This window comes from Pseudomonas sp. FP2294, assembly GCF_030687625.1.
In the GTDB taxonomy this organism is placed as follows: Bacteria; Pseudomonadota; Gammaproteobacteria; order Pseudomonadales; family Pseudomonadaceae; genus Aquipseudomonas; species Aquipseudomonas shahriarae.
Map to the genome: position 1 here is coordinate 2,768,035 of NZ_CP117441.1, position 25,174 is coordinate 2,793,208.

The 25,174-nt window shown below is 62.6% G+C and carries 16 protein-coding genes; 12 read left to right on the plus strand and 4 right to left on the minus strand.

Annotated features, from left to right (window positions below; all coding sequences use genetic code 11):
• The first annotated feature begins 6 nt into the window (after positions 1–6).
• The 9 genes from PSH73_RS12310 to PSH73_RS12350 all read left to right on the plus strand — a co-directional run bounded on the left by PSH73_RS12310 (position 7) and on the right by PSH73_RS12350 (position 16,111).
• A complete protein-coding gene (locus PSH73_RS12310; protein ID WP_057438453.1) occupies positions 7–1,104 on the plus strand; it encodes a P1 family peptidase in 1,098 nt (365 codons plus the stop codon).
• A gap of 426 nt (positions 1,105–1,530) precedes the next feature.
• A complete protein-coding gene (locus PSH73_RS12315) occupies positions 1,531–2,979 on the plus strand; it encodes a serralysin family metalloprotease (RefSeq protein WP_057438454.1) in 1,449 nt (482 codons plus the stop codon).
• A 72-nt stretch (positions 2,980–3,051) separates the two neighbouring features.
• Positions 3,052–3,420 (plus strand): AprI/Inh family metalloprotease inhibitor, encoded by a 369-nt coding sequence (locus PSH73_RS12320; protein ID WP_233093257.1) that lies wholly within the window; start codon positions 3,052–3,054, stop codon positions 3,418–3,420.
• 177 nt (positions 3,421–3,597) lie between these two features.
• Positions 3,598–5,349, plus strand: coding sequence for a type I secretion system permease/ATPase (locus tag PSH73_RS12325; RefSeq protein ID WP_057959672.1), 1,752 nt, complete (start codon positions 3,598–3,600; stop codon positions 5,347–5,349).
• On the plus strand, positions 5,346–6,668 hold the full coding sequence (locus PSH73_RS12330) for an HlyD family type I secretion periplasmic adaptor subunit (RefSeq protein ID WP_305462612.1): 1,323 nt from the start codon (positions 5,346–5,348) through the stop codon (positions 6,666–6,668). Before PSH73_RS12325 ends, PSH73_RS12330 begins: the two co-directional genes overlap by 4 nt.
• Positions 6,669–6,670: 2 nt before the next feature.
• Entirely contained in the window at positions 6,671–8,008 is a 1,338-nt protein-coding gene (locus PSH73_RS12335) for a TolC family outer membrane protein (RefSeq protein ID WP_057959670.1), read from the plus strand.
• A gap of 66 nt (positions 8,009–8,074) precedes the next feature.
• Positions 8,075–10,999, plus strand: coding sequence for an autotransporter serine protease (locus tag PSH73_RS12340; protein WP_305462705.1), 2,925 nt, complete (start codon positions 8,075–8,077; stop codon positions 10,997–10,999).
• Positions 11,000–11,030: 31 nt separating this feature from the next.
• A complete protein-coding gene (locus PSH73_RS12345; protein ID WP_198799256.1) occupies positions 11,031–14,162 on the plus strand; it encodes an autotransporter domain-containing protein in 3,132 nt (1,043 codons plus the stop codon).
• A 101-nt stretch (positions 14,163–14,263) separates the two neighbouring features.
• Entirely contained in the window at positions 14,264–16,111 is a 1,848-nt protein-coding gene (locus PSH73_RS12350) for a polyurethanase (RefSeq protein ID WP_305420436.1), read from the plus strand.
• A 44-nt stretch (positions 16,112–16,155) separates the two neighbouring features.
• Here the strand turns inward: PSH73_RS12350 and PSH73_RS12355 are convergent, their stop codons facing one another.
• Positions 16,156–16,380: a YgdI/YgdR family lipoprotein gene (locus PSH73_RS12355; protein ID WP_057438460.1), complete on the minus strand. Its 225-nt coding sequence runs from the start codon at positions 16,378–16,380 to the stop codon at positions 16,156–16,158.
• Between the two features lie 188 nt (positions 16,381–16,568).
• On the opposite strand from PSH73_RS12355, the gene PSH73_RS12360 reads away from it, so the two are divergent.
• The 3 genes from PSH73_RS12360 to PSH73_RS12370 all read left to right on the plus strand — a co-directional run bounded on the left by PSH73_RS12360 (position 16,569) and on the right by PSH73_RS12370 (position 21,483).
• Positions 16,569–18,218, plus strand: a complete 1,650-nt coding sequence (locus tag PSH73_RS12360; RefSeq protein WP_120733088.1) for a VRR-NUC domain-containing protein — start codon at positions 16,569–16,571, stop codon at positions 18,216–18,218.
• Entirely contained in the window at positions 18,215–20,467 is a 2,253-nt protein-coding gene (locus PSH73_RS12365) for an ATP-dependent DNA helicase (protein WP_186625758.1), read from the plus strand. Before PSH73_RS12360 ends, PSH73_RS12365 begins: the two co-directional genes overlap by 4 nt.
• Before the next feature lie 80 nt (positions 20,468–20,547).
• Positions 20,548–21,483, plus strand: a complete 936-nt coding sequence (locus PSH73_RS12370; protein WP_198799259.1) for an alpha/beta fold hydrolase — start codon at positions 20,548–20,550, stop codon at positions 21,481–21,483.
• A gap of 3 nt (positions 21,484–21,486) precedes the next feature.
• On the opposite strand, the gene PSH73_RS12375 is transcribed toward PSH73_RS12370, so the two are convergent.
• The 3 genes from PSH73_RS12375 to PSH73_RS12385 all read right to left on the minus strand — a co-directional run bounded on the left by PSH73_RS12375 (position 21,487) and on the right by PSH73_RS12385 (position 24,918).
• Positions 21,487–21,918, minus strand: a complete 432-nt coding sequence (locus PSH73_RS12375; RefSeq protein WP_057444786.1) for a nuclear transport factor 2 family protein — start codon at positions 21,916–21,918, stop codon at positions 21,487–21,489.
• A gap of 637 nt (positions 21,919–22,555) precedes the next feature.
• On the minus strand, positions 22,556–23,506 hold the full coding sequence (locus tag PSH73_RS12380; RefSeq protein ID WP_029299950.1) for an alpha-E domain-containing protein: 951 nt from the start codon (positions 23,504–23,506) through the stop codon (positions 22,556–22,558).
• Between the two features lie 2 nt (positions 23,507–23,508).
• The gene (locus tag PSH73_RS12385) at positions 23,509–24,918 is read right to left on the minus strand and encodes a circularly permuted type 2 ATP-grasp protein (RefSeq protein WP_057959664.1); all 1,410 of its coding nucleotides are present in this window, start codon (positions 24,916–24,918) and stop codon (positions 23,509–23,511) included.
• Between the last annotated feature and the right edge of the window lie 256 nt (positions 24,919–25,174).

The window sequence follows — 25,174 nt, forward strand, 5'->3', positions numbered from 1 at the left end:
GTGGTTATGCGCGCACGTCAATTGGGCATCACGTTGGGGCTGGGTACGCCCGGCGAATTGAATGCGATTACCGACGTCCCCGGGATTCGGGTCGGCCACAGCACGCTCAAGGAGCAGATCGACGGCAAACAGGTGCGCACCGGGGTCACACTGATCCAGCCGCGGGCCGGTGCAGCGCGGCTGCAGCCGTGTTTTGCCGGGTACCACGTGCTCAATGGCAACGGCGACGCCACCGGCCTTGAGTGGATCGGCGAAGCCGGGCTGCTGACCACGCCCCTGGCGATCACCAACACCCACAGTATCGGCATTGTGCGCGACACCCTGATTGCCCTGGAGCGCGACAGCCTGGCAGACCCGGCGGTGTACTGGTGCATGCCGGTGGTGATGGAAACCTACGACGGCCTGCTCAACGATATCTGGGGCCAGCATATCGGCCCCGAGCATGTGCTGCAGGCCATGGCCAACGCAGAATCCGGCCCGGTACAGGAGGGCGCCGTGGGCGGTGGCACCGGGATGATCTGCCATGAATTCAAGGGCGGTATCGGCAGCGCCTCGCGCAAGCTGGCGGCGGAGCAGGGCGGCTGGACTGTCGGCGTGCTGGTACAGGCCAACCACGGCAAGCGCCAGGAGCTGCGGGTGGATGGCTACCCGGTGGGGCGGCACCTGATGGAAATCGCCTCGCCATTTGCCGAGCGTGGTACGCCAGGCATGGGCTCCATCGTGGTGATTATCGCCACCGATGCGCCGCTGCTGCCGCACCAGTGCCAGCGCCTGGCGCAACGCGCCTCCATCGGCATTGCCCGCACCGGCGGTGGCACCGAGGACTCCAGTGGTGATCTGTTCCTCGCGTTTGCCACCGGCAACCACGACTTGCCGCCGGCGGATTACGGGCGCAAGGACCTGCCCCTGAGCACAACGTTGAGCATGGTCAATAACGATCATATTTCGCCCTTGTTCAGCGCCGCGGCCGAGGCGGTGGAAGAGGCGATCATCAACGCGATCCTCGCCGGGGAGGACATGACCACCGCCGATGGCGTGCTGGTACCGGGGCTGGAGGGGCAGACGCTGCTGGAGGCCCTGCGCCAAACGGGGTGGCGTGGCTAGTCTTGACCTCGCTATCGCCGGCTTGCCGGTGATAGCGGCCGCAAGCTGTCGATAATTAAACAGTGGCTATTTAATATTTACCAATGACACGGTGGCACTTTAAAAGTGCACCCCACTCAATATATTGGATCCACTTAGCACTAAAGTGTGACGTGTCTGGCATTTAACTATTTAGCACTATTTAATATTTAAATAGCCCGCTTGCCGCCATCCAGCCCAAAACAAAGAATATAAACACTTAATTCCCAATGTTTGCAGTCGTTATTCCGTTCACGCACTTTTCCAACAAAAAAAATAGTGGACGTGTGATTTCGAATTGTGTCAGTTTCTTTTCGCCTTCATAAGAGGCGAGTGATAGGACGATCTCGCCCGAGAACGTCGCTATCGGACAAAAACTGTTCCACTTGCAAACAAGGAAGTACGTTTATGTCGAAAGTAAAAGACAAAGCTATTGTCTCGGCAGCTCAAGCAAGTAGTGCCTATTCACAAGTCGATAGCTTTAGCCATTTGTATGACCGTGGCGGCAATCTCACGGTCAATGGCAAACCCTCGTTCTCTGTCGACCAGGCAGCCGACCATTTGCTGCGCGAAAACGCGGCATACCGGGACGTTGACGGTAACGGCAGGATCGACTTGACCTACACCTTCCTGACCTCGGCTTCCTCGGCGACCATGAACAAGCATGGTATCTCCGGGTTCAGCCAGTTCAGCAACCTGCAAAAAGGCCAGGCCGTTCTGGCCATGCAATCCTGGGCCGATGTGGCCAATGTCACCTTCACCGAGAAAGCCTCGGGCGGCGACTTCCACATGACCTTCGGCAACTACAGCGCAGGCCAGGACGGCGCCGCGGCGTTTGCCTACCTGCCTGGCACCAATGAGAAGTACCACACGAGTGGCACGGATGGCACCTCGTGGTACCTGATCAACAACAGCTACACCGCCAACATCAACCCTGGCCTGAACAACTACGGGCGTCAGACCCTGACCCACGAGATCGGCCATACCCTGGGCCTGGATCACCCTGGCGACTACAACGCCGGGACCGGCAACCCGTCTTACAAAGACGCGGACTACGGCCAGGACACCCGTGGCTACAGCGTCATGAGCTACTGGGGCGAAAACAACACCAACCAGAACTTCACCAAAGGCGGGGTCGAGGCCTATGCGTCCGGCCCGCTGATCGACGATATTGCGGCGATCCAGAAGCTCTACGGTGCCAACTACAACACCCGTGCCGGTGACACCACCTACGGTTTCAACTCCAACACCGGGCGCGATCACCTCAGCGCCACGTCCAACGCCGACAAGCTGGTGTTCTCGGTATGGGACGGTGGCGGCAACGACACCCTGGACTTCTCCGGCTTTACCCAGAACCAGAAAATCAACCTCAACGCGACTTCGTTCTCCGATGTGGGTGGCCTGGTGGGTAACGTGTCGATCGCCCAGGGCGTGACCGTGGAAAACGCCTTTGGTGGCTCGGGCAACGACCTGCTGATCGGCAACGCCGTGGCCAACACCCTCAAGGGTGGCGCCGGCAATGACCTGATCTACGGCGGTGGCGGTGCCGACAAACTGTGGGGCGGCGCGGGTTCGGACACCTTTGTGTTCGGTGCCAGCTCTGACTCCAAACCGGGTGCGGCGGATCAGATTCTTGATTTCACCTCGGGTTCGGACAAGATCGACCTGACCGGCATCACCAACGGCAGCGGCCTGCATTTCGTCAACGCCTTTACCGGCGCTATCGGTGATGCCGTGCTGACTTATGCCTCGGGTACCAACCTGGGCACCTTGGCGGTGGACTTCTCCGGGCACGGCGTGGCGGATTTCCTCGTCACCACCGTAGGCCAGGCGATGTATAGCGACATCGTGGCTTGATCAAGGCGTAACGAAGGGTGGCGCCCCGGCGCTGCTCTTCCCTTGCAACAGCCCCGTAAACGGGTAATGGTGATGACTAATTTTCGCAACGCAATCGCCTGGTTGATCCTGGCATTGCTCGTGTCGGCAGGAGCCAACGCAATGGCAAGCAGTCTTGTTTTACCCAGCACCGCGCAATTGGCGGGGCACTGGCAACTGCGCCAGCAGGAGCAGGTGTGCGAGCTGGATCTGATCGCCGAACCCAACAGCCTGGCCGGTGATATTGAGTGCGCGCAACAGTGGCTGGGGCAAAAACCCCTGACCTGGCTGCCCACCCCGGATGGCATTTGGCTGATGAATACCGAGGGCACCGGTATTACCCATTTGAATCGACAGAAAGAAGGCGAATACACCGCGCGTTCTGCTTCTGGAGTAGAGCTGTTACTACTACGCACACACTAATTAAGTATTACGGTTATATGCTTATAACTGTCGGGTATAGAGGTATTTGTTGGTCGTGACCTTTATCGACCTGTCACTTCCAACGCATTAAACACTATTGAAATAGTTGCCCGCCCCATTGTTTGGGGCGCTCGGCAGACTATTGCGCGTATTTCAGTCCAGGGAAGATCAGGCAACATGGCGAAGACCACTCCCACTGCACCACTGTTTAAAGCCCTCGGCGATTATAAAAGTATCCTGATCAGCGTCGGTTGCTTTACCGCGCTGATCAATCTGCTGATGCTGGTGCCGTCCATTTACATGCTGCAAGTGTATGACCGGGTACTGTCCTCGCAGAATGAAACCACCCTGGTGATGTTGACCCTGATGGTGGTGGGCTTCTTTGCCTTTATCGGCACCCTGGAAATCGTCCGCAGCTTTATCGTGATTCGTATCGGCAGCCAGTTGGAGCGGCGGTTCAACCTGCAGGTGTACAAGGCCGCCTTCGAACGCAACCTGCAACGGGGTGAGGGGCACGCCGGGCAATCGCTCGGGGATTTGACCCATATCCGCCAGTTCCTCACGGGGCCGGCGTTGTTTGCGTTCTTCGATGCGCCGTGGTTCCCGATCTACTTGCTGGTGATCTTCCTGTTCAACGTGTGGCTGGGCGTGCTGGCCACGGCGGGTGCGGTGCTGTTGATCGGCCTGGCGTGCCTTAACGAATACCTGACCAAAAAGCCGTTGCGCGAAGCCAGCGGCTACTCCCAGCAGTCCACCCAACTGGCCACCAGCCACTTGCACAACGCCGAGACCATCCAGGCCATGGGCATGCTGGGGGCGCTGCGCAGTCGCTGGTTCCAGGTGCATTCACAATTCCTCGGCCTGCAAAACCGGGCCAGCGACACCGGTTCGGTGATCAGCTCCTTGAGCAAGTCCCTGCGCCTGCTCCTGCAATCCCTCGTGCTGGGTTTGGGCGCCTTGCTGGTGATCAAGGGGCAGATGACGGCCGGGATGATGATTGCTGGCACCATTCTGATGGGCCGGGTGCTGAGCCCGATTGACCAGTTGATCGCCGTGTGGAAGCAATGGAGTTCGGCCAAGCTGGCCTATCAACGCCTCGATGAGCTGTTGCAGGAGTTCCCGCCTGGGGCGCAGGCCATGGCGTTGCCGGCGCCCCAGGGCCAGGTGAGTTTCGAGCAGGTCAGCGCCGGGCCGCCGGGGCGGCGGGCGGCGACCTTACATCAGGTCAGCTTCAAGCTGGCGGCCGGTGAAGTGCTGGGGGTGTTGGGCGCCTCCGGCTCCGGCAAGTCGACCCTGGCGCGGGTGCTGGTGGGGGTGTGGCCAACCCTGGCCGGCACGGTGCGCCTGGACGGCGCCGATATCCATCGCTGGGACCGCGACGACCTCGGCCCCCATATCGGCTACTTGCCCCAGGACATCGAACTGTTCAGCGGCAGCATCGCCGACAACATTGCACGTTTTCGCCAGGCTGACCCCGAACGGGTGGTGCAGGCCGCCCAGCAAGCCGGGGTGCATGACCTGATCCTGCGCTTGCCCCAGGGCTACGACACGGTGTTGGGCGACGACGGCAGCGGCTTGTCCGGCGGGCAGAAACAGCGGGTGGCCCTGGCCCGCGCGTTGTATGGCGGGCCGCGCCTGATCGTGCTCGACGAACCCAACTCCAACCTCGACACCGTAGGCGAAGCCGCCCTGGCCAGCGCCATCATGCAGATGAAAGCCCAGGGCAGCAGCGTGATCCTGGTGACCCATCGCTCCTCGGCCCTGGCCCAGGCCGACAAATTGCTGGTCCTCAATGAAGGCCGCCTGCAAGCCTTTGGCCCCAGCCAGGAGGTGCTGCGGGCACTGTCCGGCCACACGGAGCCCCCCCGTGAAAAGGCCGGCGTCAGCTTGAACCGTCAATATCCTGCGGCAAGGAATCCAGGCCAATGAGTACCGATAACAGCCTGCCACTCGAGCAGACCTTTCCCGAGCGCGATGCGCGCTTTTTCTCCCGTTTGGGCTGGGTGATGACGGTGGTTGGCGCCGGGGGATTCTTCCTCTGGGCCAGCCTCGCGCCGCTGGACCAGGGGATCCCGGTGCAGGGCACGGTGGTGGTGTCCGGCAAGCGCAAGGCCGTGCAAACCCTGAGCCCCGGCGTGGTCAGCCGGATCCTGGTGCGCGAAGGCGAGGTGGTCAGACAGGGCCAGCCGTTGTTTCGCCTCGACCAGACCCAAAGCCAGGCCGATGTGCATTCCCTGCAAGCCCAGTACCGCATGGCCTGGGCCAGCGTCGCCCGTTGGCAGAGCGAGCGCGACAGCTTGCCTGCCGTGACCTTTCCCGCTGAACTGAGTGCCAACCCCGATCCTGCGCTGGCCCTGGTACTTGAAGGCCAGCGCCAACTGTTCAGCAGCCGGCGCGAGGCCTTTGCCCGCGAGCAATCGGGGATCCGCGCCAATATCGAAGGCGCCAGCGCCCAGCTCAACGGCATGCGCCGCGCCCGCACGGACCTCAGCGCCCAGGCGCAATCCCTGCGTGATCAACTGGCCAACCTGCAACCTTTGGCAGACAACGGCTATATCCCGCGCAACCGCCTGCTGGAGTACCAGCGCCAACTGTCCCAGGTGCAACAGGACCTGGCGCAGAACAGCGGCGAAAGCGGGCGCCTGGAGCAGGGCATCCTCGAATCGCGCCTCAAGTTGCAACAGCACAGCGAGGAGTACCAGAAGGAAGTCCGCAGCCAGTTGGCCGACGCGCAACTGCGCAGCCTGACCCTGGAGCAGCAACTGACCTCCGCCGGCTTTGACCTGCAACACAGTGAAATCAACGCGCCAGCCGATGGCATTGCGGTCAACCTCGGGGTGCACACCATCGGTGCGGTGGTGCGGGCCGGGGAAACCCTGCTGGAAATCGTGCCCCAGGGCACGCGCCTGGAAGTCGAAGGGCGCCTGCCGGTGAACCTGGTGGACAAGGTCGGCACCGATCTGCCGGTGGATATCCTGTTCACCGCCTTCAACCAGAGCCGCACGCCCCGGGTGCCGGGGGAGGTGAGCCTGATCTCCGCCGACCAGTTGCTCGACGAAAAAACCGGTGTGCCGTATTACGTGCTGCGCACCACGGTCAGCGATGACGCCCTGGAAAAACTCCAGGGCCTGGTGATCAAGCCGGGCATGCCCGCCGAGATGTTCGTGCGCACTGGCGAGCGCTCGCTGCTCAACTACCTGTTCAAGCCGCTGCTCGACCGTGCCGGCTCTGCGTTGACCGAGGAATGAGCATGAAGCCTGTGTTCATCGCCTTGTTTCTCGCCTGCACCGGCGCCCAGGCAGCCATGGGCCCGTTCGATGTGTATGAACAGGCCCTGCGTAACGATCCAGCCTTCCTCGGCGCAATCAAGGAGCGTGACGCCGGCCTGGAAAACCGCACCATCGGCCGCGCCGGCCTGTTGCCCCGGCTGTCGTACAACTACAACAAGGGCCGCAACAACTCCCAGGCCAACCTGCCCGATGGCCGTGGCGGCCACTATCACGATGACCGTAACTACAACAGTTTCGGTTCGACCTTCACCCTGCAACAGCCGCTGTTCGACTACGAAGCCTATGCCAACTACCGCAAGGGCGTGGCCCAGGCGCTGTTTGCCGATGAGAGCTTTCGCGACAAGAGCCAGGCGCTGTTGGTGCGGGTGCTGACCTATTACACCCAGGCCCTGTTCGCCCAGGACCAGATCGACATCGCCCGGGCCAAGAAGAAGGCCTACGAGCAACAGTTCCAGCAGAACCAGCACCTGTTCCAGCAGGGCGAGGGCACCCGCACCGACATTCTGGAGGCCGAGTCCCGTTATGAACTGGCGACGGCCGAAGAGATCCAGGCGCTCGACGAGCAGGACGCGTCACTGCGCGAACTGGGGGCTTTGCTTGGCGTACAGAGCGTCGACATTGCCGACCTGGCGCCACTGAACCAGGACTTCGCCGCCTTGACCCTGGCCCCGGCCAACTACGACAGCTGGCACGAACTGGCATTGACCAACAACCCGACCCTGGCCTCCCAGCGCCAGGCCGTGGAAGTGGCGCGCTATGAGGTGGAACGCAACCGCGCCGGGCACCTGCCACGCATCACCGCGTATGCCAGTTCGCGCCAGCAGGAGTCCGACAGTGGCAACACCTACAACCAGCGCTACGACACCAACACCATCGGCATTGAAGTCAGCGTGCCGTTGTATGCCGGGGGCGGCGTCTCGGCGTCCACCCGCCAGGCCAGTCGCTCCATGGAGCAGGCCGAGTACGAACTGGAGGGCAAGACCCGCGAAACCCTGATCGAGCTACGGCGCCAGTTCAGCGCCTGCCTGTCGGGGGTCAGCAAGCTGCGCGCCTATCAAAAGGCCCTGGCCTCGGCTGAAGCGCTGGTGGTGTCGACCAAGCAAAGCATCCTTGGCGGCGAGCGCGTCAACCTCGACGCCCTCAACGCCGAGCAGCAGCTGTACAGCACCCGTCGCGACCTGGCCCAGGCCCGTTACGACTACCTGATGGCCTGGACCAAATTGCATTACTACGCGGGCAACCTGCGCGACACCGATCTGGCCAAGGTCGACGAAGCCTTTGGCCCAGGCCCGCGCTGAATAAAAAACACAATAAAAGTGAGGACGGTCACCGTGAACGCGAAACAACGAGGCTATCACTGCGTCATGCTGTGTGGGCTGGCCAGCCTGGGCACTGCCCAGGCCGCGCCCTATGTAGAGGCCGGCAAGCTGGGCGACCCCGCCAGTTGGCGCTCGGCGGAATATCAAAGGGACTGGGGCCTGGGCCGCATGCAGGCTGATCAAGCCTATGCCGCCGGGATCAGCGGTGCCGGGGTGAAGATCGGTGCGCTGGACTCGGGTTTTGATGCCAGCCACCCGGAAGCCTCCCCGCAGCGTTTTCACCCGGTGACCGCCAGCGGCACTTACGTGGATGGCAGCCCGTTTTCCACCACCGGCGCGCTGAACCCCAACAACGACTCCCATGGCACCCACGTCACCGGCACCATGGCGGCTGCGCGGGACGGCAACGGTATGCATGGCGTGGCCTACAACGCGCAGATTTACGTGGGCAATACCAACGCCAACGACAGCTTCCTGTTTGGCCCGACGCCCGACCCCAAGTACTTCAAGGCGGTGTACAACTCCATGGTCGATTCCGGGGTACGCGTGATCAATAACAGCTGGGGCAGCCAGCCCAAGGATGTCAGCTACCAGACCCTGGGTGATCTGCACGCCGCCTACGCGCAACACTTCAACCAGGGCACCTGGCTGGACGCCGCCGCCGATGTGGCGCGCGCCGGGGTGATCAATGTGTTCAGCGCTGGCAACAGCGGTTATGCCAATGCCAGCGTGCGCTCGGCCTTGCCGTACTTTGAGCCGGCACTGGAAGGCCACTGGCTGGCGGTGTCGGGCCTGGACCAGGCCAATAACCAGAAGTACAACCAGTGCGGCATCGCCAAGTACTGGTGCATCTCCACCCCCGGCGCGAAGATCGACAGCACCATCCCAGGCGGCGGTTATGCGGTCAAGTCCGGCACCTCGATGTCGGCGCCCCATGCCACAGGCGCCTTGGCGCTGGTGATGGAGCGCTACCCGTACTTGAACAACGAACAGGCCTTGCAGGTGTTGCTGACGACGGCCACGCAACTGGACGGTTCGGTGACCGACGCGCCGAACGCCAAGGTCGGCTGGGGCGTGCCGGACCTTGGCCGGGCGATGCATGGACCGGGGCAGTTACTGGGCGCCATGGACGTCAATCTGGCGGCCGGGCAGGGCGATGTGTGGAGCAATGGCATTTCCGACAAGGCGCTGCTGCAGCGCCAGGCGGAAGACAGCGCCGAACACCTGGCATGGCAACAGACCGTGCAGGACAAGGGCTGGGAAAATGGTCCTGGCGCCGGCGCCAGCCAGCAGGAGCAGACCGACTACGCGGTGGGCATGGCCCGGGATGCGGCGGCGGCCCAGCGCATTTACCAAGGCAGCCTGATCAAGTCCGGCGCCGGTAGCCTGCTGCTCAGTGGCGACAGCACCTATCGCGGCCCGACCACGGTCAATGGCGGTGTTTTGAAGGTCGATGGTTCGTTGACCTCGGCGGTCACGGTCAACCCTGGCGCGACCCTGGGCGGTTCCGGGCGCATCGGCGCATTGCAGGCCAACAGCGGCAGTGTGATTGCGCCGGGCAATTCCATCGGCACTTTGAACGTGGCCGGGGATGTGCGCTTCGAGGCCGGTTCCACCTATGCGGTGGAGCTGTCGGACGCCAGCAGCGATCGTATCGTCGCGGGCGGCAAGGCTACCCTCAACGGCGGCACCGTGACCCTGGCCCTGGAAAACAGCCCGACCCTGCTCAGCCAGCCCCAGGCGCAAAGCCTGATCGGCCGCCAGTACAACATCTTGCAGGCGGCGGGCGGAGTGACCGGCAGTTTTGCTGCGGTATTGCCCAACTATCTGTTTCTGGGCGGCAACCTCGATTACGGCACTAACGGCGTGCAACTGGCTATCGCGCGCAATGACGCAAGCTTTGCCAGCGTCGCGGCGACCCGCAACCAGCTTGCCGTGGCTTCCGCTGCCGAGCAGTTGGGGGCCGGCAACCCGGTGTATGAAAGCGTGCTGAGTGCCGACTCCGCAGTGGTCGCGCGCCAGGCCTTCCAGCAGTTGTCTGGCGAGATCTACCCGGCGGTGGGCGCGATGCTGATCAACGACAGCCGCCATGTGCGCGAGGCCGTCGGTGAGCGCCTGCGCCATGTGCCGGCGACCGGCGAAAGCAACCTCTGGATCAAGGCCCTCGGCGCCTGGGGCAAGGCCGACAGCAGCAGCGAATACGCGGGGTACACCCGCTCTATCGGCGGAATGCTGCTGGGGGTCGATGGCCAGTGGGACGAACAGACCCGCGTCGGCGTGATGGCGGGCTACAGCGACAGCTCGCTGAACATGGGCGATGGCACGCACTCGTCGGCCGATGTCGACAGCTACCACCTGGGCACCTATGCCGGGCGTGAGCTGGGCAACTGGCGCGTGAGTGTGGGCGGCGCCTACAGCTGGCATCGCGGCGATGTGCAGCGCGACCTGCAATACAGCGACGTCAGCGCCAAGCAAAAGGCCAAGCTGGATGCACGCAGCCTGCAGGTGTTCACCGAGGCGGCCTACCGCTTGAACCTGCAAGCGCTGGCCCTGGAACCGTTTGCCAACCTGGCCTATGTGCACCTGGACAGCGAAAGCTTCCATGAAAAAGGCGATGCCGCCGCCCTGCAGCGCGGCAGTGATCGCCGCGACGCGACCCTGAGCACCCTGGGCCTGCGCGCCCTTAAAACAGTGCCGCTGAATGACCGCCAGCAACTGGAACTCTCCGGCTCGCTCGGCTGGCAGCACAGCCTGACACCGGTTGAATCCGAGGAGCACCTGGCCTTTGTTGCCGGAGGCCCATCGTTTGCCGTGCAAAGCGCGGCGTTGCAGCGCAACGCCGCGCTGGTGGGCTTGAAGGCCAGCCTGGCATTGAGCGAGACCACGCGGGTCAACCTCGATTACAGCGGCCAATTGGGTGCGAAGGAGAACAACCAGGGCGTGGGCCTGAGCCTCGACTGGCAGTTCTGAAGCGGCGCCAACAAAAAGAACAACAAACGCAATGAAACTAAGGAAGGTCACCGTGAACGTAAAACAACGAGGGTTTCACTCCGCCATCCCAACAGGCCCGGGCTACCCGCTCAAGGCCCTGAGTCGCGTGCCATACGGCGCGTTGCTGTGTTGCCTGGCCAGCCTGGGTACCGCCCAGGCCGCACCCTACGTCGAAACCGGCAAGCTGGGGGATGTCGCCAGTTGGCGCAGCAATGAGTTCAAGGCCGACTGGGGCCTGGGGGCGGTGAATGCCGATGTGGCGTATGCCGCCGGTTACAGCGGCAAGGGCGTGAAGCTGGGGATTTTCGACCAGCCGGTGTACGCCTTGCACCCTGAGTTCTCCAGCCCGGGCAAGGTGCAGACCCTGGTCACTGAAGGGATCCGCCAGTACACCGACCCGTACATCCCGGTAAAGGCCGGTGACCCGTTCCGCTATGACGGCACACCGTCCCAGGGCTCCAATGGCAAGCTGGGCGACCACGGCACCCATGTCGGTGGCATTGCCGCCGGCGACCGTAACGGTGGGCCGATGCACGGCGTGGCCTACAACGCACATATCCTCAGCGCCGAGAACGGCGACCCCGGCCCCGAAGACGGGATCATCCTGGGCAACGACGGCGCGGTGTACCAGGCCGGCTGGGACAGCCTGGTGGCCAATGGTGCGCGCATCATCAACAACAGCTGGGGCATCGGTATTGGCGATCAGTTTGCCCAGGGCGGCAAGGACCCAGCGTCCCCCCATTTCGGCCTCAGCGAGGCGCAGGCGCAGTTCGACCAGATCAAACCCTTGCTGGGCACCGCTGCAGGGGGCGCTTATTCGGGCGCGATCAATGCGGCGCGTAGCGGCGTGCTGACAATCTTTGCCGCCGGCAACGACTACAACCTGAACAACCCCGATGCGATTTCCGGCCTGGCGTATTTCGTCCCCGAGATCGCGCCCAATTGGCTGTCGGTGGCGGCGTTGCAGCGCAACCCGGACGTCAACAGCCCTAACCCCTATGTGATCAGCACCTTCTCCTCGCGTTGCGGGTATGCCGCGAGCATCTGCGTATCGGCACCGGGCACGGCGATCTACAGCTCGGTGATGGTCGGCACCACCGTCGATAACATGAACCTGGGCTGGAACAATAAAAGCGGTACCTCCATGGCCGCGCCCCATGTGGCGGGCGCGGCCGCGGTGTTGATGGAGCGTTTCCCGTATATGAGCGGCGAGCAGATTTCCACGCTGCTCAAGACCACCGCCACCGACCTTGGCGCACCGGGCATCGACTCCCTGTACGGCTGGGGCATGATCAACCTGGGCAAGGCGGTCAACGGCCCGGGGATGTTTATCACCGCCGAGGATATTCCGGCCGAGTTTCGCATCGACGGTGGCTATGGCAGCGGCCAGTTTGTCGCGGACTTGCCCGGGGTTGGGGCGGTGGTCGATGCCGGCAAGCCCACCGAGCGCCTGTGCACCGATGTGCACTGCGGGCGGGACGTGTGGAGCAACAACATTTCCGGTCACGGCGGCCTGACCAAGCAGGGCATCGGCACACTGGTGCTGACCGGCAGCAACACCTACAGCGGGCCGACCCTGGTCAATCAAGGCTTGCTGGCGGTCAATGGCTCGCTTACATCACAGGTCACTGTCAGCAACAGCGGGGTCTTGGGCGGGGCCGGTAGCATCGGCGCGCTAAACGCGAAAAGCGGCGGTACGGTCGCGCCGGGCAACTCCATCGGCACCTTGAATGTGGCTGGGGATGTCAATTTCGATGCGGGCTCCACCTATGCGGTAGAGCTGTCCACGACCAGCAGCGACCGCATCGTCGCCGGTGGCAAGGCGACCCTCAACGGCGGCACTGTGACCCTGGCCCTGGAGAACAGCCCGACCTTGCTTAGCCAGCCCGAAGCGCAAAGCCTGATTGGTCGCCAGTACAATATTCTGCAGGCGGCCGGGGGGATTACCGGTAGTTTTGCCTCGGTACTGCCCAATTACCTGTTTGTCGGCGGCAACCTGAACTATGGCGCCAACGGCGTGCAACTGGATGTTGCGCGCACGGCCAATAGCTTTGCCAGCGTCGCAGCGACCGATAACCAACGTGCGGTGGCGGCGGCTGCCGAGCAACTGGGTGCAGGTAACGGGGTGTATGAAAGCCTGCTGCTGGCGCCGAGTGCGGCCTCGGCGCAAGGGGCGTTCCAACAGTTGTCGGGGGAAATCTACCCCGCCCTGGAAACCGCGCTGGTCAACGACAACCGCTACCTGCGTGAAGCCGTAGGCGAGCGCCTGCAGCAGGGGGAAATGGGCACTTCAGCGCAAACCCTCGACTCGCGTGGCAACGTCTGGATCAAGGCCCTCGGCGCCTGGGGTAAAACCGACAGCGCCAGCGATACGGCGGGCTACACCACCTCCATCGGCGGCCTGCTGGCGGGTGTGGACGGTGCGCTGGATGACGACACGCGCCTGGGCCTGGTCGCCGGCTACAGCGACACTTCGCTGAACATGGGCGATGGCACCCATTCGCGGGCATCGGTGGACAGTTACCACTTTGGCGCCTATGCCGGTCACGACATCGGCGCCTGGCGCCTGAGCGGCGGGGCAACCTACAGCTGGCACCGTGCTGATGTGACGCGTGAGCTGCAATACGGCGAAGTCGCCGGTAAGCAGAAAGCCAAGGTCGATGCCCGCAGCACCCAGGTCTTTACCGAAGCGGCTTACCGCCTGAACCTGCAACCGCTGGCGCTGGAGCCATTCGCCAACCTGGCCTATGTGCATCTGGACAGCGATGGCTTCAGCGAGAAAGGCGATGCAGCGGCGCTCAAGGGCGGCGATGACACCCGCGACCTGGTGCTCAGCACCCTGGGCGTACGGGCCTTGAAGACCTTCAACGTCACCGACCATCAGGCCCTCGACGTTTCCGGCACCCTGGGCTGGCAGCACAACCTCAGCGCCACCGATTCCGAGCGCCACCTGGCGTTTGCTTCGGGTAGCACTGCGTTTGCCGTGGAAAGCTCGCCGATGGTGCGCGATGCGGCATTGGTCGGTGCGCGGGCCAGCCTGGCGCTGACCAAGGACGCGCGGCTGAACTTTGACTACAACGGCCTGCTGGCCAGCAAGGAGAAAATCCACGGTGTGGGCTTGAGCCTGGACTGGGCCTTCTAAACACCGCAGCTCCAAACTGTGGGAGCAGGTTTGCTCCCACAGTTACAGCATTCCAACTGTTTTGGCTTTCTCGACAATTCCAACAAAAGAGAGGCAATACCATGGGTGTCTACGACTACAAAAACCTTACTACCGAGGACTCCAAAGCACTGTTCGCCGATGCCATGGCGATCACGTTGTACTCCTACCACAACCTGGATAACGGCTTTGCCGTGGGCTACCAGCAGCATGGCCTGGGGCTTGGCTTGCCGGTGACCCTGGTGCAGGCGTTGCTGGGCAGCACCGACTCCCAGGGCGTGATCCCCGGTATCCCATGGAACCCCGACTCGGAAAAGGCCGCCCTCGACGCGGTGCAAAAGGCCGGTTGGACCCCCATCAGCGCCAGCACCCTCGACTACGGCGGCAAAGTCGATGCCCGGGGCACCTTCTTTGGTGAGAAAACCGGCTATACCACTGCCCAGGTGGAAGTCCTGGGCAAATACGATGACGCCGGCAAACTGCTGGAAATCGGCATTGCCTTCCGTGGCACCTCGGGGCCCAGGGAGAACCTGATTGTTGATTCAATCGGCGATGTGATCAGCGACTTGCTGGCAGCCTTCGGCCCTGCGGACTATGCGAAAAACTACGCGGGCCAGGCGTTTGGCGATTTGCTGGGCAAAGTCGCCGCGTATGCCAGCGCGCAGGGGCTCAGTGGCCAGGATGTACTGGTCAGCGGCCATAGCCTCGGTGGCCTGGCGGTCAACAGCATGGCCGACTTGAGCAACACCACCTGGGCGGGTTTCTATAAGGACGCCAACTATGTGGCCTATGCCTCGCCGACCCAGAGCAGCGGCGACAAGGTGTTGAACATCGGCTATGAAAACGACCCGGTCTATCGCGCTCTCGACGGTTCGTCGTTCAACCTGTCGTCCCTCGGGGTGCATGACCAACCGCATGCCTCCAGCGCCGATAACATCGTCAGCTTCAACGACCACTACGCCTCGACGCTCTGGAACATCCTGCCGTTTTCCATTCTCAACCTGCCGACGTGGATTTCCCATTTACCCACGGGTTATGGCGATGGCATGAACCGCATCCTCGAATCCAAGTTCTATGACCTGACCAGCCGTGATTCGACGATCATCGTCGCCAATCTGTCGGATCCGGCGCGCGCCAACACCTGGGTGCAGGACCTCAACCGCAACGCCGAAGCCCACCAGGGCAGTACGTTCATTATCGGCAGCGACGGCAATGACCTGATCCAGGGTGGCCGGGGCAACGACTACCTGGAAGGTCGCGCCGGCAACGATACCTTCCGTGATGGCGGCGGCTACAACATCCTGCTGGGCGGCAAGGGGTTCAACACCCTGGACTTGCAGCAGTCGCTGAAAAACGTCGAAGTGGCCAACGATGGCGCAGGCACCCTGTACATCCGCGACGGCCAAGGCGGTATCAGCATGACCCGCGATATGGGCGCGATAGTGAGTAAGGAAAGCTATCTGTTGCTGTTCAGCAAAGAGGTGACCCACAGCGTGACCGACAAGGGGTTGCTGGCGGGCAAGGACCTGACCGCCTACGCGGCGTCGCTCAAGGGCGATGCCGGCGCCAATGTTCTCAAGGCCGGCGATAGCGGGCAGTGGTTGTTTGGCCTGGACGGCAATGACCACCTGATCGGCGGTAAAGGCAACGATGTTCTGGTGGGCGGGGCCGGCAATGACCTGCTGGAAGCGGGTGGCGGGCGCAATACCTTCCTGTTCGACGGCGACTTCGGCCAGGACCGGATCCTGGGCTACCAGTCGACGGACAAATTGGTATTCATGGGCGTGGCGGGGGTGGACGGGCAGTACAACTACCTCGACCATGCCAAGGCAGTGGGCAGCGATACGCTGCTGACCTTCGGCGATAACTCGGTGACGCTGGTGGGGGTAGGGCTGGGCAGCCTGTCGGCGGAGGCGTTTGTGATTACCTGAAACAAACCGTAGGCGCCGGTTCGCCGGCTCCTACGGTGATTCGGTCAGTCTTCCTTGCGCACGGTCGCGACATCCGCCGCCTTGACCCGTACGCGCTTGCCGGCGATATCGGTGAATTCGTAGAAACCATCGGGAGTCTTGGCATTCGGCGTGTCTGTGGTCAGGTACTGCGTACCGTTCTGCAAGGTCACGACGGTCGGCGTCGAGCAACCGGCCAATGCCAGAAACGTCAGTGCAGCCAGCGGCAGGCCCCAGTTCTTCATGTTCATAACCCTTACTCTCATCCTTCGAAAACCCCGTGCTCAACGGCTGCGGGCAACAAATGTTACGCGGATCCACCCCCATCTGATCACTTTTATGCAAAAAGTTGCGTGCGCCACTGATCTATTAGCGATTGCAACGCAGGCCTGGCAGCGGCAATCTGTATGCATAACCAGTGTTTTCCCAAGTGCCCGTCATGTCCAATCCCCTCGAAGACCCGTTTTACTACCTGCATAATTTCCAGCAAGTGCTCGACTGGCTGGAGCAGCGCTATGCGGATGTGCTGGACGATGAAGAGCAGCGCTTCGTTACGCAGTTCGCCCAGCTGCCGCAACCGGCCCAGGCGTTGCTGGTGCGCATGGTGATGCGCAAGGGCCTGCATTTTCGGGCGAGCAAGCTCAATTACCTCGAGATCGGCCCGGTCGACGTGGCCGTGCAGCCACTGTTGGCTCACGGTTGGGTGAATGAGCAGGGCCTGCTGGCGCTTGATGAGGTGTGGGGGCAACTGCAAAAAGGCGAGGTGCTGCAAGCGTTCAAGCCGTGGATCGAGCAGCCCAGGGGCAAGAAGTCCGATTGGCTGCCCGGTTTATCCAGCCAATTTACCGAGCCGCGGACGTTTGCGCAGTGGTGTCCGCAGTTGGACGACCGGCTGTACAGCCTTACGGTGATGGACCTGTGTGACCGCCTGCGGCTGATGTTTTTCGGCAACCTGTACCAGGACTGGTCGGAGTTTGTACTGGCGGACCTGGGGATCTACACCTACGAAAAGGTTGAGTTCTGTGCCGAATCCCGTGGCCTGCGCCATCGCGACGATGTGTCTGGCCTGCTGTTCCTGCACCAATGCCAGCAGGCCTTCGAGGCCGGTGAACCGTTGGCGGAGGTGCTGGCGCAGATCGCCACGCTGACCACTGATAACCCCTGGCTGGAAAAGCGCCGGGCCAAGCTGCTGTTCCAGGTCGGCCAGCATTGCGAACGGGTCGCCGAACTGGCCCTGGCCGAGGCGATCTACCGCGATTGTGCCTACCCCGGCGCGCGTGCACGGCTGATCCGGGTGCTGGAGCGTCAAGAGGCGTTCGCCCAGGCCATGGACCTGGCCCTGGAGGCGCAGGCAGCGCCCCACAGTGCGGCCGAGCAGCAGCACCTGTTGCGGGTGCTGCCACGGTTGCGGCGCAAGCTGGGCGAACCGGCGCTGCCCAAGGCCAAACCCCCGGTGATCCAGCGCCTGGACCTGGAACTGCCATTCCCGCAACCGCTGGCCGCCGTGGAGTTCTGCGTGCAGGCGCACCTGGGAGATGACGCGGGGCCGGTGCACTACGTCGAAAACACCCTGATCAACTCGCTGTTCGGCCTGTTGTGCTGGCCGGCGATCTTCGCGCCGTTGCCCGGCTCGTTTTTTCACCCGTTCCAGCGCGGGCCGGTGGACTTGCACAGTGAGGACTTCCAGCAGCGCCGCGCCGAACTGTTTGCCGCCTGCCTGGATCAACTGCACGACCAGCGCTACAAAACCACGATCCGCCAGCGCTACGCCGAAAAATGGGGGATCCAGTCACCCTTTGTGTTCTGGAATGTATTGAGCGAAGAGTTGCTCGAGCAGGCCCTCGATTGCCTGCCAGCCGAGCACCTGCGGCACTGGTTCGACCGCCTGTTGCTGGATATCCGCGCCAACCGCGCCGGGATGCCGGACCTGATCCAGTTCTGGCCGGCGCAAAAAACCTATCGCATGATCGAAGTCAAAGGCCCGGGCGACCGCCTGCAGGACAACCAATTGCGCTGGCTGGAGTTCTGTGGCGAGCACCAGATGCCGGTCACCGTCTGTTATGTCCGCTGGGCGGAGCAGGGCGCTTGAGTTATACGGTCGCCGTGCGGGCATTGTGCGAGTTCACGGCCAAGGTCGGTGACCTCGACCTGCGGTTTACCCCTTCGCCCAGTGCCCAGGAAGGCATGCTCGGCCACCGCACGGTGGCGTCCCGCCGTAGCGCGCATTACCAGAGTGAGGTGGCGCTGGAAGGGGGCTACCAACAGCTGAGCGTGCGCGGCCGCGCCGATGGTTATGATCCGGATCGCAACGTGCTGGAAGAGGTCAAGACCTACCGTGGCGACCTGGATGCCCAGCCGGCCAACCACCGGCAACTGCACTGGGCCCAGGCCAAGGTCTATGGCTGGCTGATGTGCCGCAAGCTGGGGTTGCCTGAGATCGGGCTGGCGCTGGTGTATTTCGATATCGTCAGCGAGCGCGAAACCGTGATCAACCAGCTGTGCCCTGCGGATGAACTGGAGAAGTTCTTCAATCAGCAGTGCGCGTTGTTTCTCGGCTGGGCCGAGCAGCAGGCGCAGCAGCGCCTGGCCCGTGACACCGCAACCAGGGCCCTGGCCTTTCCCCACGCGGACTTTCGCCTGGGCCAGCGCACCCTCGCCGAGTCGGTGTACAAGGCCGTCAGTACCGGGCGCTGCCTGATGGCGCAGGCACCCACGGGGATCGGCAAAACCATTGGCACGGTGTTTCCGATGCTCAAGGCCCTGGCGCCACAACAGTTGGACAAGCTGTTCTTTCTCACGGCCAAGACCCCCGGCCGCAAACTGGCGCTGGACGCGGTGCGAGTGCTGCACGCCAGCGCCGACCTGCCATTGCAGGTGCTGGAGCTGGTGGCGCGGGACAAGGCCTGCGAACACCTGGACAAAGCCTGTCACGGTGATTCCTGCCCACTGGCCAAAGGCTTTTATGATCGCCTGCCCGCCGCGCGCGAGGCCGCAGCCAAGGTGCGCCTGCTGGATCAACCCACGCTGCGCGAAGTGGCACTGGCCCATGAGGTGTGCCCGTATTACCTGAGCCAGGAGATGGCGCGTTGGTGCGACATGGTGGTCGCAGACTACAACTATTACTTCGATTTTGGCGCGATGCTGTTTGGCCTCGCCCAACTCAACCAATGGCGGGTCGCGGTGCTGGTGGACGAGGCCCATAACCTGGTGGAGCGGGGCCGGGCGATGTACAGCGCCGACCTTGATCAATTTGCCCTGAAGAGCGTGCGCGATAGCGCCCCCGAGCCTTTGCACAAGCCATTGCAGCGGCTCAACCGTGAATGGAATACGCTGCACAAGGAACAGGTCACGGTGTACCAGGCCTATGCCAGCAAACCGGACAAGCTGTTGCAGGCCCTGGCCCTGTGCACCAGCGCCATGGGCGAGTATTTCAACGACCACCCGCAGGCGCTCACGGGCGAACTGCAAAGCTTTTACTTCGAGGCCTTGCAGTTCGCCAAGGTGGCGGAGCTGTTCAACGAGCAGTTTATTTTTGATATCAGTCAGCGCGACCCGTTGGCCAAGCGCCGCTTCTCGCGCTTGAGCCTGCGCAACGTGGTGCCGGCCGAATTTATCCGTCCACGTTTGACCGCAGCCCGCAGCAGCGTGCTGTTTTCCGCGACCCTCAGCCCCCGGCATTACTACGCCGACCTGCTGGGGCTACCGGCGGATACCGCGTGGATTGACGTCGAATCACCGTTCGAGGCCGCGCAGTTGCAGGTGCGCATCATCGATCGCATCTCCACGCGGTTTGTGCATCGCCAGGCGTCTCTGGAGCCCATCGTGGCGTTGATCGCCGAGCAATTTGCGCGTACCCCGGGCAACTACCTGGCGTTTTTCAGCAGCTTCGATTACCAGCAGCAAGTGGCGCAATTACTGGCCGAGCGGCATCCGGCGATCCCGACCTGGCATCAATCACGGGGCATGGCGGAGGCCGAGCGCCAGGCCTTCCTTGAGCAGTTCACCCAGCATAGCCAGGGCGTGGGGTTTGCCGTGCTGGGCGGGGCGTTCGGCGAGGGTATCGACCTGCCGGGGGCGCGTCTGATCGGGGCCTTTATCGCCACCCTGGGCCTGGCGCAGCTCAATCCGGTCAACGAGCAGATGAAGCTGCGCATGGGCGCGATCTTCGGTTCGGGGTATGACTACACCTACCTGTATCCCGGGATCCAGAAGGTGGTGCAGGCGGCCGGCCGGGTTATTCGCACCCGGCAGGACCAGGGGGTAGTGATGCTGATTGATGACCGTTTTGCCGAGCCCAAGGTGCGGCCACTGCTGCCGCGCTGGTGGTCGGTGACCTGAGGTATTTGCCCGATCAATGATGCTGGCGCAGGCCGTGCTGCTGGGGCAGTCTGCAGCAGTCCCTCTGATGGAGCCGCGTGATGAGTGCTATCGAGCAACAGACGATCCAGGTCAACGGTATTCAATTGAGCCTGCATATCGCCGGCCCCGAGACCGGCCCGCCGGTGTGGTTGCTCCATGGCTTTCCCGAGTGTTGGCACTCCTGGCGACTGCAGATACCGGCGCTGGCGGCAGCCGGCTATCGGGTGTTCGTCCCACAAATGCGCGGCTACGGGCCAAGCAGTGCCCCTGCAGACATTGCTGACTACGACCTGCTGACCCTGTGCGCAGATATCCGGGGCGCCATGGACCTGTTCGGGCATCGTCGGGTGGCGATGGTCGGCCATGACTGGGGCGCCGTGGTGGCCTGGCACCTGGCCTTGCTGGAACCGCAGCGTATCCGCGCCCTGGTCACAATGTCGGTGCCCTTTGCCGGTCGCTCCCGCAGGCCGGTGATCGAGATCATGCGCGAGCTGTACGCCGAGCGGTTCAACTACATCCTGTACTTCCAGGAGCCCGGCGTGGCCGAACAGGAGCTGGAAGCGGACATCGAACGCACCTTGCGCCTGTTTATGCAGGACCAGGATGTATTCCTGCAGCAAAAGCCGGCCACGGCGACCTTGCTCGAGGGTGTCGCGCTGCCGGGCGCCTTGCCGGCCTGGTGCAGCCAGCACGACCTGGAGATCTATATGCAAACCTTCGCCCAGGGTTTTCGCGGGCCGTTGAACTGGTACCGCAACTTCGAGCGCAACTGGCAGCGCACCGAGTTCCTGGCCGGGCGGCAAGTGTTACAACCGACGCTGTTCCTGATCGGCGACCGCGATCCGGTGGGGGTATTCGAGGCGCATACGCTCAAGCGCATGCCCGAGGTGGTACCGCAGTTGGAACAGCAGGTACTGGCCAACTGCGGGCACTGGATCCAGGTGGAGCAAGGGGCGCAGGTCAACGCCCGGTTGCTGGAGTTCCTCGGGCGTTGAGTATCAACCCTTGGCCTTGGCCAGGAACGGCGCCAGGCGCCGGCCCATTTCTTCACCGAGAGCCTGTAGCCCGCTCAGGGGGCGGACCATCACTTCAAACTCGATGATCTGCCCCTGTTCGTTGAAGCGGATCAGGTCGATACCCTTGAGCTGCTTGTCGCCCACCCGCGCGCTGAACTCCAGCACCACACTGTGCCCGTCGGCGCTGGCCAGTTCGCGGTGGTACTGGAAGTCTTCAAACACGGTAAACACGGTGTTGAGGATCATCGACACCACGGGCGCGCCGGGGTAGGGCGTATGCGCCATGGGCGAGCGAAACACCGCCTCCGGCGCCAGCAGTTCGGGCAGGGCTTTGAGATCGGCAGTGGCCAGCATGGTGTGCCAGCGTTTCAGGGTATGGGCGGCCGGGGTGGCTAATTGCAGAGCGTCGGACATGGTCTGTACCTGTTCTTATGAGTGTCGAACAACCATAAGAGCAGCCGCGAGGTGGGATCAATGATCCAAACTGACAGTTATATGTCTGGAGCAAACACCACACCTGTGGGAGCGGGCTTGTGGGGTCGCCGCATCGCTGCGATGGCGGTGTACCGGCCAATACATTTATCGACTGATACACCGCCATCGCAGGCAAGCCAGCTCCCACAGGGGAATGCAGCTTCGCACCCCGGCTTTGCTGTTGCTCTGCTTTTGATCTGGCTTTTGATCTTGATCTCAGGCGCCCCGTTAAACCACGATGGCCGCAGGCAGGTATTGCGCAGTGGGCACCCCGGCATGGATGCCGGGGTAGCCGCGACACGGCCATGGATGGCCGATCGCGGCGGGCCCACGGAGCAATGCCTGACTGCGGGCATGCCGAGCCTAGGCGAGGCACCGAGTGGTGGGGCAAGAGCCCTTTTGGTTACTTTTGGCTGGGCCGGCACTCCGGGCTCTTTTCCAAAAGTGACCCGCTGTAAGAGCGGAACCAATAGCCGCCGTAACCGCAGCAACGGATATGTACACAAACCCAAGAAACACTAAAAAAATAGATACCTATGGCTATAACGGGCCCACCTCTACAGCGGGATATGGGGGGTCAAACCACCTCCAGGTAGGAACTGTGGATCGCCCGCGCCAGTTCGCGCACGGTGTCGATAAATTCGGTCAGCCGGCTGTGCAAGCCTTCTTCGAGAATCTCATCAATACCGGTGTAACGCAGCCGCGCCTCAAACTCGGCCGCCAAGCGCTGGGCCGTACGGCCGTAACTGCCCGGCAGGTCGGCGAGGATATGGCTCAACTCCTCGATACAGGCATGCAACGAGCGCGGTACGTCGCTGCGCAACAGCAGCAGTTCCGACACCGAACGCGCATTCAGCGCATTGGGGTACAGCTCGGTGTAGGCCTCGAACGACGACAAGGCACGCAGCAGGGCGCTCCACTGGTAGTAGCCGCGGGCGGACAGGTCGCTGACTTCTTCGGACTCTTCGCCAAACATCTCGTAGCGTGCATCCAGCAGGCGCAGGGTGTTGTCGGCGCGCTCGACAAAGGTGCCCAGGCGGATAAACCGATAGGCATCGTTGCGCATGATGGTGCCGGACGTGGCCCCTCGGAACAGGTGCGAGCGCTGCTTGACCCAGTCACAGAAGTGGCTGATGCCATGGCGCGCCAGGCCGCCGGCGGCGATGCTGCGCATTTCCAGCCAGGTGGCGTTGAGGTTTTCCCACATGTCGGCGGTGATCCGCCCACGTACCGCATGGGCATTGCCCCGGGCGGCGCGCAGGCAGTTGTAGATACTGGCCGGGTTTTCTTCGTCGAGGGCGAAGAAGTGCAACATGCGCTCGGCGTCCAGTTGTTGATGGCGTTCCAGGTAGCTGTCGAGGGTGCCACTGCTGAGCAGCGACATCGCCAGTTCGTCCAGGCCATCACTGCGCCCGGCCTGGGGCATCAGCGACAGCGAGTAGCTGACCTCCAGCATGCGCGCCAGGTTTTCCGCGCGTTCCAGGTAGCGCGACATCCAATACAGATCTGCGGCGGTTCTACTCAGCATACTCAGCCCTCCACCACCCAGGTGTCCTTGGTTCCGCCGCCTTGCGACGAGTTGACGATCAATGAGCCTTCACGCAATGCCACCCGGGTCAGGCCGCCTGGCACCAGGCGGGTTTCCTTGCCCGACAGCACAAACGGACGCAGGTCGATATGCCGTGGCGCGATGCCGTTTTCGACAAAGGTCGGGCAGGTCGACAGGCTCAAGGTTGGCTGGGCGATATAGGCATGGGGCCGGGCCTTGATGCGTTGGCGAAAGTCCTCGATCTCGGCCGCCGAGGCGGCGGGGCCCACCAGCATGCCGTAGCCGCCGGAGCCCTGGGTTTCCTTGACCACCAGCTCGGGCAAGTGCGCCAGTACATGGGACAGTTCTTCAGGCTTGCGGCACTGGAACGTCGGCACGTTTTGCAACACCGGTTCTTCATCCAGATAGAAGCGAATCATCTCCGGCACATAGGGGTAGATGGATTTGTCGTCGGCCACCCCGGTGCCGATGGCATTGGCCAGTACCACATTGCCGGCGCAGTAGGCGGCCACCAGGCCAGGCACGCCGAGCATGGATTCGGGGTTGAAGGCCTGGGGGTCGAGGAAGGCATCGTCGATGCGCCGGTAGATCACATCCACGGCTTTCGGGCCGTCGGTGGTGCGCATGAACACCTTGAGGTCGTGCACGAACAGGTCGGCACCTTCGACCAGCTCCACCCCCATTTCCCGGGCCAGGAACGCATGTTCGAAGAACGCGCTGTTAAAGCGCCCCGGGGTCAGTACTACGACATTGGGGTTGTCCAGGCGGCTGGCGCTTTTCAGGGTCTTGAGCAGCAGGTTGGGGTAGTGATCCACCGGCGCGATGCGCTGCTTGGCAAACACTTCCGGGAACAGGCGCATCATCATCTTGCGGTCTTCGAGCATGTAGCTCACGCCGCTGGGGGTGCGCAGGTTGTCTTCGAGGACGTAGTAGGTGCCATCGCCATCGCGTACCAGGTCGACACCGGAGATATGGGAGTAGATATTGCGGTGCAGGTCCAGGCCGACCATGGCCTTCTGATAGCCTTCATTGCCCAGCACCTGGTCGGCGGGAATGATCCCGGCCTTGATAATGCGCTGGTCGTGGTAGATATCGGCGAGGAACATGTTCAACGCATTGACCCGCTGGATACAGCCGCGTTCGATCACGCTCCATTCACTGGCGGGGATGCTGCGCGGGATGATATCGAAGGGGATCAGGCGCTCGGTGTCCTGCTCGTCACCGTACAGGGTGAAGGTGATGCCGGCGCGGTGGAACAGCAGGTCGGCCTCACGGCGGCGCTGGGCCAGCAGTTCCGGCGGGGTGTTGGCCAGCCAGCGGGAAAAATCCTGGTAGTGCGCACGGCATACGCCGTTTGCGTCATTCATCTCATCAAAGAAAGATCGAGCCATTCCAATTACCTTGTCAGTGCCGGGTGAAAGGCTGCAGGCACTGCCGCTTTAGAAAACGCATTGTTATGAGCCCGTGGCTTTTGGCGCCAACGGACCGGGTCCTTACTTTCTTTTGGAGTCGGCTCTGAGTCGGGGGGTAACAGTTGCTCCTGTGTTCACCTGGGCAGGCAGGGGGTTACAGGAGTAAAGCAATGGCTGTGCCGGAACCGCGTTTATGGGGATTACACGGTGTATCAGCCCGTTACTGGAGCAGCCT

Coding starts and splice junctions, on each gene's coding strand:
- PSH73_RS12350 (WP_305420436.1), top strand. CDS start 14,264: ATGGGTGTCTACGACTACAAAAACCTTACTACCGAGGACTCCAAAGCA.
- PSH73_RS12315 (WP_057438454.1), top strand. CDS start 1,531: ATGTCGAAAGTAAAAGACAAAGCTATTGTCTCGGCAGCTCAAGCAAGT.
- PSH73_RS12385 (WP_057959664.1), bottom strand. CDS start 24,918: ATGGCTCGATCTTTCTTTGATGAGATGAATGACGCAAACGGCGTATGC.
- PSH73_RS12375 (WP_057444786.1), bottom strand. CDS start 21,918: ATGTCCGACGCTCTGCAATTAGCCACCCCGGCCGCCCATACCCTGAAA.
- PSH73_RS12370 (WP_198799259.1), top strand. CDS start 20,548: ATGAGTGCTATCGAGCAACAGACGATCCAGGTCAACGGTATTCAATTG.
- PSH73_RS12330 (WP_305462612.1), top strand. CDS start 5,346: ATGAGTACCGATAACAGCCTGCCACTCGAGCAGACCTTTCCCGAGCGC.
- PSH73_RS12340 (WP_305462705.1), top strand. CDS start 8,075: ATGCTGTGTGGGCTGGCCAGCCTGGGCACTGCCCAGGCCGCGCCCTAT.
- PSH73_RS12345 (WP_198799256.1), top strand. CDS start 11,031: ATGAAACTAAGGAAGGTCACCGTGAACGTAAAACAACGAGGGTTTCAC.
- PSH73_RS12310 (WP_057438453.1), top strand. CDS start 7: ATGCGCGCACGTCAATTGGGCATCACGTTGGGGCTGGGTACGCCCGGC.
- PSH73_RS12380 (WP_029299950.1), bottom strand. CDS start 23,506: ATGCTGAGTAGAACCGCCGCAGATCTGTATTGGATGTCGCGCTACCTG.
- PSH73_RS12320 (WP_233093257.1), top strand. CDS start 3,052: ATGACTAATTTTCGCAACGCAATCGCCTGGTTGATCCTGGCATTGCTC.
- PSH73_RS12325 (WP_057959672.1), top strand. CDS start 3,598: ATGGCGAAGACCACTCCCACTGCACCACTGTTTAAAGCCCTCGGCGAT.
- PSH73_RS12360 (WP_120733088.1), top strand. CDS start 16,569: ATGTCCAATCCCCTCGAAGACCCGTTTTACTACCTGCATAATTTCCAG.
- PSH73_RS12355 (WP_057438460.1), bottom strand. CDS start 16,380: ATGAACATGAAGAACTGGGGCCTGCCGCTGGCTGCACTGACGTTTCTG.
- PSH73_RS12335 (WP_057959670.1), top strand. CDS start 6,671: ATGAAGCCTGTGTTCATCGCCTTGTTTCTCGCCTGCACCGGCGCCCAG.